At 34.1% G+C, this 8,890-nt stretch carries 7 protein-coding genes; 2 read left to right on the top strand and 5 right to left on the bottom strand.

Annotated features, from left to right (window positions below; translation table 11 throughout):
- Positions 1-163: 163 nt before the first annotated feature.
- Genes lipB through DNC80_RS14070 form a run of 3 tightly spaced genes read right to left on the bottom strand, consistent with a single transcriptional unit; the run spans position 164 to position 2,443 of the window.
- Positions 164-868, bottom strand: a complete 705-nt coding sequence (lipB, locus tag DNC80_RS14080; RefSeq protein WP_182651754.1) for a lipoyl(octanoyl) transferase LipB — start codon at positions 866-868, stop codon at positions 164-166.
- 5 nt (positions 869-873) lie between these two features.
- Positions 874-1,665, bottom strand: a complete 792-nt coding sequence (locus DNC80_RS14075) for a hypothetical protein (RefSeq protein WP_182651753.1) — start codon at positions 1,663-1,665, stop codon at positions 874-876.
- Positions 1,666-1,717: 52 nt separating this feature from the next.
- The gene (locus DNC80_RS14070; protein ID WP_182651752.1) at positions 1,718-2,443 is read right to left on the bottom strand and encodes a hypothetical protein; all 726 of its coding nucleotides are present in this window, start codon (positions 2,441-2,443) and stop codon (positions 1,718-1,720) included.
- A 267-nt stretch (positions 2,444-2,710) separates the two neighbouring features.
- Here DNC80_RS14070 and lysS point away from each other — a divergent pair, with 267 nt between their 5' ends.
- Positions 2,711-4,420 (top strand): lysine--tRNA ligase, encoded by a 1,710-nt coding sequence (lysS, locus tag DNC80_RS14065; RefSeq protein ID WP_182651751.1) that lies wholly within the window; start codon positions 2,711-2,713, stop codon positions 4,418-4,420.
- A gap of 96 nt (positions 4,421-4,516) precedes the next feature.
- Here the strand turns inward: lysS and DNC80_RS14060 are convergent, their stop codons facing one another.
- Positions 4,517-6,331, bottom strand: a complete 1,815-nt coding sequence (locus DNC80_RS14060) for a hypothetical protein (protein ID WP_182651750.1) — start codon at positions 6,329-6,331, stop codon at positions 4,517-4,519.
- A 288-nt stretch (positions 6,332-6,619) separates the two neighbouring features.
- Here DNC80_RS14060 and DNC80_RS14055 point away from each other — a divergent pair, with 288 nt between their 5' ends.
- Positions 6,620-7,135, top strand: a complete 516-nt coding sequence (locus tag DNC80_RS14055) for a hypothetical protein (protein ID WP_182651749.1) — start codon at positions 6,620-6,622, stop codon at positions 7,133-7,135.
- Between the two features lie 78 nt (positions 7,136-7,213).
- Here DNC80_RS14055 and DNC80_RS14050 read toward each other — a convergent pair whose 3' ends face one another.
- Positions 7,214-8,737 carry a DUF4394 domain-containing protein gene (locus DNC80_RS14050; RefSeq protein WP_182651748.1) on the bottom strand — a complete coding sequence of 508 codons (1,524 nt, stop codon included), beginning with the start codon at positions 8,735-8,737 and terminating at the stop codon, positions 7,214-7,216.
- Between the last annotated feature and the right edge of the window lie 153 nt (positions 8,738-8,890).

The following is an 8,890-nucleotide window of genomic DNA, read 5'->3' as shown; positions in this document are numbered from 1 at the left end:
CAATAAATTCTATTAAAATAATTAATTAAAAAAATTTTACACCTATATATAATCAAAAAAAAAAAAACGTTTTTTTAAGACAAAAAAATTGACAATTATAAATAGGCTTGAGCTCGTCTTTTCCGTTTTTGATTTAGAAAATGACCTCCGAGCTTATGAAAATTTATTTTTGGTCAAGAGTACACTCAAAAAGATTTTTAAAATGATTCAGGATTTTTTCTTTTACTTCTTTTTCATTTACCCAATCTACTCCTAGCTCTACGTTTAAGGAGGTCACAGCTTTTCCTTTTATACCACACGGAATAATATTGTCAAAATATCCTAAGTCCACATTTACATTCAATGCAAACCCATGCATGGTAACCCAACGCGATGCCCGAACTCCCATGGCACATATTTTTCTGGCAAATGGTGTTCCTACACCAAGCCAAACACCAGTCTCTCCTTCGCTACGGCCGCAGGCAACACCATATTCTTGTAGTGTAAGAATAATTGACTCTTCTAATAAACGAAGGTACTTATGAATGTCTGTGAAAAAATTTTCTAAATCGATAATTGGGTAGCCTACTATTTGTCCTGGTCCGTGATAGGTAATGTCACCGCCTCTATTAATTTTATAAAAAGTAGCACCTTTGGCTTCCAGTTGCTTTTCAGATAAAAGCAAGTTAGTCAAGTCACCACTTTTACCAAGTGTATATACATGCGGATGCTCTACAAAAAGAAAATAATTAGGTGTTGCCAATTCAAGTTCCTCTCGACGATTCTGAATTTTTAAATCTACAATACCCTTGAACAATTCTTCCTGGTATTCCCAAGTTGCTTTGTAATCTTTATTTCCTAGATCTTGAAGTTGGATTTTTTTATTCATTTTATTTAATTTTCAAACAGCACTTTAAATCCTAGTTGATCACTATTCGCTTTTAAGTTTTCTATAGGAATCTCAACCACAAAGCTTTTTTTATCCTCTGAAATCTTAGCGTCCTTTAATGAGATGCTTTTTATCTTTTTTGGGAAATGATATTCTAAAGAATATTTACATTCCTTAAACATATCCTCCATTTTTTTTGAGAATTCATCATCAGCTTCTTTTTTAGCACTCTTTTTTTTATTTTTAGAAGTAGACACTGCATTTTTTATTTCTTTATTATTTTTATCTAATACTTTCTTTTCAAAACTAGCACCATCATAAGCAAACGAAGTTCTAAAATCATTCTCGTCCTCTGATTTTTTAGAAACCTTACCTCCTAACCTTTTATCTGATAATGATAATACCTCAGCACTTTTTAGAGGAGACACCATATTTTTCAAGCTATCTAAAGACGCAAAATCAAATGCCATATTGTATTCAAACAGCTGTTTTTCTTCATTGACTTTTAAATTAATTTTAAAATCCTCAAGCAATTTTAACTGTTCTTTTTCTACCATAGAGAGTTTACCAATGCTGTCACTCATTTTCGCAAACATTTCCTTGAATGTAAAAACGGTATCTACATTTTTAGAAACTTTTGCAGAGTCACTTTTTGGTCCTCCCATTTTTAATAAAGCAGCCATATCAAATCCATACGAAAATGTTCCTGAACCGTTTTCATTTATTACCATTTTCTCTTTTATGGTACAACTCACTATTGAAATGAGAATCAAAAGAAATACTACTATTCTTTTCATATTATTTTTTTTCAAAGATACAAACTCTTTACAAAAGAATCCGAACTCATTATTACTCCAAAACCACCTCTAAGTTAGTACTGTCTGGATTGTATAGACAATCTGTGATTTTAAAATCTAATTGCAATGATTTTTGATCAGAACTAATTTTAGCATTTGGGTTTGAAACCGATTTTATTTTTAATGGAAACTGGTATTTGAGCACAAAATTTTCTACAAGTTTTAATGAAGCGTAATATTTTTTGTTAGCCTCTACTCTTGCTTGTTCCGTTTTAAGTCTTTCTGGATCTGTGATTTTAACAATCCGTTTGAAAATTTTACCATCATAACTGTATTGTACACTAAAGTAATGTTCCTCGGCAGCCAATGCGTAATTATGAATAATATCACTTACATAATTTTCGGTTTTTAAAAGGTCGGCCACTTCTTCAACTACCTTAAATTCTTGCGTAAAAGTAGTTTTGAAATGCTTCTCGATTGAACTCTTTTTTATATGAACCGTTACTGGATTGAATTTTCCGAAAACCTCTTTTTCAAATTTTGTTAGTCTCGAAAAAGTTTCTTGGTTTTTCGCGATGACATCCTTAAAAACATAGGTAGTATCTTGGTATTCTTCTTCTTTAGAATATTCCTCTCCCACTAACAATTGATAGCTTTGCTCATCTCTTAAAACTTCTTGAGTTATTTTACCCGATCCGTCGCCATTTATAGTAAGTGTTTCGGTAATTTGACAACTTGTCAATAAAATGAGGCTTATTAAACCTAAGAATTTTTTCATAAGAGCTACGTTGATAAAATTGAAAGCAAATATACATGAATTATACTACTTTTAGACTGCTGAAAAAATATATTTTCTAGTATTGCCCTGATAGTAGCGGCATCCTTTTTTTCTTGTTTTTACAAGAAAATAAGATAGAGCGAATAGCAGGAATAGGCGTCAATTGAAAGGTTATTGTGTGCATCAAAAAAGAAAAAAAAGGGGCCTTGATAAACTTTAATTTTTAAAACTTAAATAGTATATTTGCAGACTTAAAAACAGCATATAATGGCATTATCTGAACAAGAAATATTACGTAGAGAGGCTCTCACAGAATTGCGAAACCTAGGCATTGAGCCTTATCCTGCAGCAGAATTTGTTACAACAGTTTACTCAAGTGAAATCCTTGCTGACTTTGAAAAGTACGAAGGCAAAGAGGTAGTTTTAGCAGGTAGATTGATGGGAAAACGCATTATGGGGAAAGCTTCATTTGCTGAATTGAAAGATGCCGAAGGACGTATACAAGTATATATTTCTCGTGATGATATTTCAAATGATGAGGAGAAAACGATGTACAATGTTGTTTTCAAAAAATTATTGGATATTGGAGATTTTATTGGTGTGCGCGGTACGGTTTTTAAGACTCAAGTAGGTGAAATATCAGTGCATGTTCATGAACTTAGTGTTCTATCTAAAGCTCTAAAACCATTACCAGTTGTAAAAACAGATGCTGACGGAAAAACACACGATGCCTTTGCAGATCCTGAACAAAGATACCGCAGACGTTATGTTGATTTGACGGTTAATGATCATGTAAAAGCTACTTTTATTAAGAGAACTAAATTGTTTAACGCTATGCGTTCTTTTTTTAATGACAAAGGATACCTTGAGGTTGAAACTCCTGTTTTACAGCCTATTCCTGGTGGTGCTGCGGCTAGACCGTTTATTACACACCACAACTCACTTGATATTCCGCTTTACATGCGTATTGCAAATGAATTGTATTTAAAAAGATTGATTGTAGGTGGATTTGATGGGGTTTATGAATTCTCAAAAAACTTTCGTAACGAAGGAATGGACAGAACGCACAACCCGGAATTTACCGCTATGGAAATATATGTAGCCTACAAAGACTACAACTGGATGATGAAATTTACCGAAAACCTACTAGAGCATTGTGCCATAGCGGTTAACGGAACTAGCGAAGCTACTTTTGGCGAACATACGGTAAATTTTAAAGCGCCTTATGCACGTGTTACCATGACGGATTCTATCAAGCATTTTACCGGTTTTGATATTTCTGGTAAAAACGAAGCCGAATTGTTTGAAGCAGCTAGAGGCATGGGCATTGATGTAGACAAAACCATGGGGAAAGGAAAACTTATTGATGAAATTTTTGGCGCTAAATGCGAAGGAAACTACATTCAACCTACGTTTATTACTGATTATCCAAAAGAAATGTCTCCGCTTTGTAAACAACACCGTGATAATCCAGAACTTACAGAACGTTTTGAATTAATGGTTTGTGGTAAAGAAGTTGCCAATGCCTATTCTGAATTGAATGACCCTATTGATCAAAGAGAGCGTTTTGAGGACCAAATGCGCTTAGCAGAAAAAGGTGATGACGAAGCGAACGGTACTATTGATGAAGATTTCTTGAGAGCACTGGAATATGGTATGCCTCCTACATCTGGATTAGGAATTGGAATGGATCGTTTAATGATGTTCTTGACCAATAATTCATCTATTCAAGAAGTATTGTTGTTTCCACAAATGCGTCCTGAGAAAAAACAAGTTAAAATTGAGCTTGAAGAAGACGAAAAATTAATTGTAACACTTTTACAAGTAAATAACAATCAAATGGAATTTGGTTTGTTGAAAATCCAATCTCAATTGAGTGGTAAAAAATGGGATAAAGCCATGAAAAACCTTTCTTCATTAGGGATGACCGAAGTTGTAGTTGATGGTGATGTAAAATCTTGTAGATTAAAAGAATAAGTCTGTTCTAAAACTATATTTATAAAAAAAGAGCTTCAATTGAAGCTCTTTTTTTTTGTTTTTAAAATAAACTTGAAAATTTCAAGCCTGTTTTTATTACGCTGTCACTAATTTTGGAATCTCAATAGCAATTAGTGCGACTTTACAAATATTAAGTTGACTCTGAATCTGACATTTGGCGCTTTCGAAAAATGGAGTTTTTGAAAATAAATCTTCATAGTATTCAATCCCTTCTAGCAAATTATTTTTGAACGAATTCCATTTTTTAATTTGTCCCAAAGTTATTTCTTCGGTAACCGCTGAAATTTCATTTTTCAGATAATCCAAATACATTTTTAACTCCTTCACAAATAGATTTGGACGATCAGTAACCGTCAATACAGAAGCGTTTCCGTAAATATGCTGTACCATTTTAGACAGCGATACTTCTTGATCAAAATACGCCATATTGGGTCCTGGACAAATGATTACGCCTTGTGCCTGCCCTTTTATCTTAATGTCATTTTCAAGATACGACGCATTTGCTAAACCCACACAAAGACAGGCTTTCTCCGTAATGCTATTTTTCTTTTTTTCGAAAACTTCTGCTGGTAAAATATCTTTTTCGAGTAGCAATTCTTCTAGTTTTAAATCTTGGTATTTCTTAGAAGATGTACAAATTCCTTTCGCATCGTATTCTTTGCTTAACGCCAAAAATCGTTTTGGACACGAACTTCCTGCTTTGCTTTCCTCAATTCGTTTCAATTTTAATTTTTCATTCGTCGTTCCTCGCAACGTATTGAAAGGAATTCCCAACGGCGAAATATGACTTAAATATAAATCATCTTCCTTGGCTCTAGCCAATAGCGCTCTGGTGTGTGTATCAACCGAAGTGGCTTCAGGAACCAATAAAAACGGGGAACCCCAACCCACAGAATCAATTTCATAATGTTCCAACAGGAAATCATGTTCTTCAGCAGTCCCTACGCCGCCTTGAACCGTGATTTTTAAATCCAAAGGTTGTTCCGGAACATGCATTTCTTTTTGCCCCAACGCTTTCACCATCAACTCATGAGCAGATTGAATCAATTGCTCTTTTTTCTGTTTGAATTCTTCCAGAATAGGTCCCAACAAATAGCCTTCGGTAGCAAAAGCATGTCCACCACAATTCAGTCCTGATTCGATTCGATATTCAGAAACCCAAAGTCCTTTTTTAGCCAAAAAATTCCCTTGAATCATAGCAGAACGAAAGTCACTCACTTTTAGTGTAATTTTCTTTTTCGGTGCATTATTTTTATCTGGAAAGAAAGCCGAAAAACTTTCGAAATAGCTGTATAATCTTGGATTCATACCAGCCGATAAAACAACCGAAGATTCTAACGTACTGTTCACAAACCCGCGAAGTGCAGCATGTGCATCATTAAAAGCAATTGGCAATTGTTCGTCTTTGATAAAATTGTCCTTATCTAATTTGGTCATAATATTAACATCAATATCACCTGGGAAAAGATTTTTCTCCAGATAATTTTTGATATTTTCTTTAAAAGCAAAACCGTCCTGCATCAAGTTTTGTAGACCCGCTTTAATCGTTGATTTGTTAGGAAGCATGGCGATATAATTTTCCAAAGCTGATTTACTTTCGGATAATTCCGTTTTGAAATTTTCGAATTTTTGCTTCACGATTTTGTCTACCAAATTCAGATAAGAAGAAATACGTTCTGCCCGATAGTCATGTATTTTTTGGGTTATTTCCTGACACGGTAAATCGAATTTCTTACTGTAAAAAGCATTCATTTTTTCGATAAGTTCATCATCCATAATTGAAATCACGGAGGAAATTCCATACTTAGCCACTCGTATCGGGCTATCAATCGTATAAGCAAGTCCCATAACTGGGATATGAAAGGTATGAAGTGGTTTACGTGTAGTCATGCTAAAATGAGTTTTATATATAAACCACAAAAATCGCGAAAGAAAACCGTTTAAAAACTGATAAATATCATGCTTTCAATGCTATAAACAGCATTTATTTTGTGCTATTTAGAAAAACAAAACAACATCAACTATACATTTTGTTAGTTCAAGTAAAAAGTGTAACAGATGCATTAAAAACACTTGCAGTTAGCTGACGTATTTTTCGAAGCAGACACGAAAGTTAAATATGCCTTAAAAATCATACGTAAATAAGTTTAATTTCTACTTTTACTGGAAAAAATAGATATGAAAAAAATTACAACAACATTATTTGCATTATGCGCATTTGCATTTGCAAATGGACAAGCAAAAGACGGTCAGCTCTTAAAAGGAAAGTGGCTTATTGAAGCCAATACAGGTTTTGGTAACAACGTAGGTTCTACAGCTTTATATTTTAGCAATACTAATGGTGTAAACGCCTTTAACATTGGCGCTGAAGGTGGCTATTTTATAAAAGACAACCTAGCTTTAAAGTTAGGATTGGGTTATGGAGAAATAGATGGTGTAGGTGAACCAATTGCCTATAAAGTTGGTGCTAAATATTATATCAAAGGCATGATTCCTGTAGAACTGTCCTATAACGGTATAGGCTTTGGTGAACCTGATTTAAATCCTACCTACGTAGGAACACAAATAGGCTATGCACTATTTTTAGGAAAAAATGTGAGTATTGAACCTGGAGTACGATATAATTTTGCAACACACAAGCAGTTTTATGACAATACGTTCCAGTTAAACATTGGTTTTGCATTGCATTTTTAAAATAAAAAGTAATCAAAAAAACAAGCCGACTCCCTGCAAGGAGTCGGCTTACTAATTCAAAACAAAACTAACTAAATATTAAAAACCTAAACCTACAGCCATTGCAGTAGCTTGAACATTTACATCTGTGATTTTTGTGGCAGCTCCTGTAGTAAGATTGATGCTGTATACAGAGGTAACGTTATTTACTTTAAGCAATGCAAATGCTGTTGCACTATTTCCTCCAATATCAAATCCACTATCAGCATCTACATTAATTCCTAAACTTCCTATGGATACAAGAGTTCCGTTGTTAGGTGGATCTTGACGGAAAAGAGTATCTGTTTGTGAGTCTATTACAAATAAAACCGTTGTTGTTGCACCCGCTATATTATTTGTGTAAGCACCTGCAGTAACAGCTGGAGTTCCTGGATTTAAATTTCCATCAACTGCTACAACCGTTCCTAAATCTGGATGTAAACGTAAATTTTGACCTGTATTACTTACTAAACGTATTCTATCAACAGTAGGATTAAAATCAAAACCAAAAGCAGTCCCTATTAACGCACTTCCAAATGTAGAACCTACAACAGTTAAGGCACCGTTTGCTGTATTCACTGTAAAAAGTCTACTTTGATTTGATACAGCATACAATCCACCATTTGCAGGTCTAAAATCAAGTCCTACGATAGATTCATTTGTTGCTAAACCTGTTAGAGCAACTGAATTATTAGTACCAGTTGTTGGGTTAAAACGAAACAACATATTAGTACTTGTTGTAGCATAAGCAATAGGATTTGTTTTAAAAGCAATACTAATCACCGAATTTGCAAATTTACCAACATCAACTGCTTTACCTGTAGCTAAATCAATAGTGAATAATGTAGATAGATTAGCATTGTTGGTAACCGCTAATGCGGTAGAGTTATCAGGTAAAATGTCCATATCTCCTACCCCCTGAAAGTTAACGCCTAGATCCCCCACAACTTGCAGAGTCCCATCATTAGGAGGATTTTGCAAATATAATTTATCCTGCTCAAAATCAACATCATACAACATGGTTGTTGTAGCGCCCGCCATACTGTTAGTGTATGCAATGGCACCAATTTTTGCATTTGTACCGCCATTTATAACGCCATCGGTAGTAACTACTGTTCCTAACTCAGGGTGCAATCTTAAATTTTGACCAGAATCTGTAACCAATCTAATCCTATCTACAGTTGGATTAAAATCAATTGATGCATTAGCTGATGCAATTACAGGCGCAAAAGAAGTAGCGCCAATTGCAGTTGCTACCCCACTTTTTTCATTGATAAAATACAACCGACTTGACGAACCCAATCCGTACAATTGTCCCGTTGCTGGTCTATAATCAATACTCACAATATTTTCTGAGGTGGGTAATCCAACAATTGCCACACTAGAAGTCGAAGTAGATAGATTGCGCGCGTTATACGTAAGAATGGTGTTATTACTCGTTAAAGCTGTAAAATTAACATCAGGAGCAACTGCTGCTACCATCATATCATTTGAATCATCGTCATTACATGAAATTGCTGTAAGGGACAAAAATGCTACTCCTAGTAAGGAAGCAAAACCTAAATTAAGTTGTTTCTTTTTCATCGTTTTATATATTTAGTTATTTAGTTATGTCTTTATGTACGACAAGAAGTATAATTTGGTTTTCTTGATCTAAAAATTATTATAAATTACTGTAAATGAACACCAACTTGATTTTTTGCTTGGAGTAAAACATAACAATCATTACAATAATAT

It is taken from the genome of Flavobacterium sp. SOK18b, from assembly GCF_014156605.1.
Classification (GTDB): Bacteria; Bacteroidota; Bacteroidia; order Flavobacteriales; family Flavobacteriaceae; genus Flavobacterium; species Flavobacterium tiangeerense.
This window is presented reverse-complemented; position numbering and strand designations above follow the sequence as displayed.

What these genes read in the sequence shown, in the direction of transcription:
- lysS (WP_182651751.1), top strand. Translation starts at nt 2,711, where the DNA reads ATGGCATTATCTGAACAAGAAATATTACGTAGAGAGGCTCTCACAGAA.
- DNC80_RS14050 (WP_182651748.1), bottom strand. Translation starts at nt 8,737, where the DNA reads ATGAAAAAGAAACAACTTAATTTAGGTTTTGCTTCCTTACTAGGAGTA.
- DNC80_RS14055 (WP_182651749.1), top strand. Translation starts at nt 6,620, where the DNA reads ATGAAAAAAATTACAACAACATTATTTGCATTATGCGCATTTGCATTT.
- lipB (WP_182651754.1), bottom strand. Translation starts at nt 868, where the DNA reads ATGAATAAAAAAATCCAACTTCAAGATCTAGGAAATAAAGATTACAAA.
- DNC80_RS14060 (WP_182651750.1), bottom strand. Translation starts at nt 6,331, where the DNA reads ATGACTACACGTAAACCACTTCATACCTTTCATATCCCAGTTATGGGA.
- DNC80_RS14070 (WP_182651752.1), bottom strand. Translation starts at nt 2,443, where the DNA reads ATGAAAAAATTCTTAGGTTTAATAAGCCTCATTTTATTGACAAGTTGT.
- DNC80_RS14075 (WP_182651753.1), bottom strand. Translation starts at nt 1,665, where the DNA reads ATGAAAAGAATAGTAGTATTTCTTTTGATTCTCATTTCAATAGTGAGT.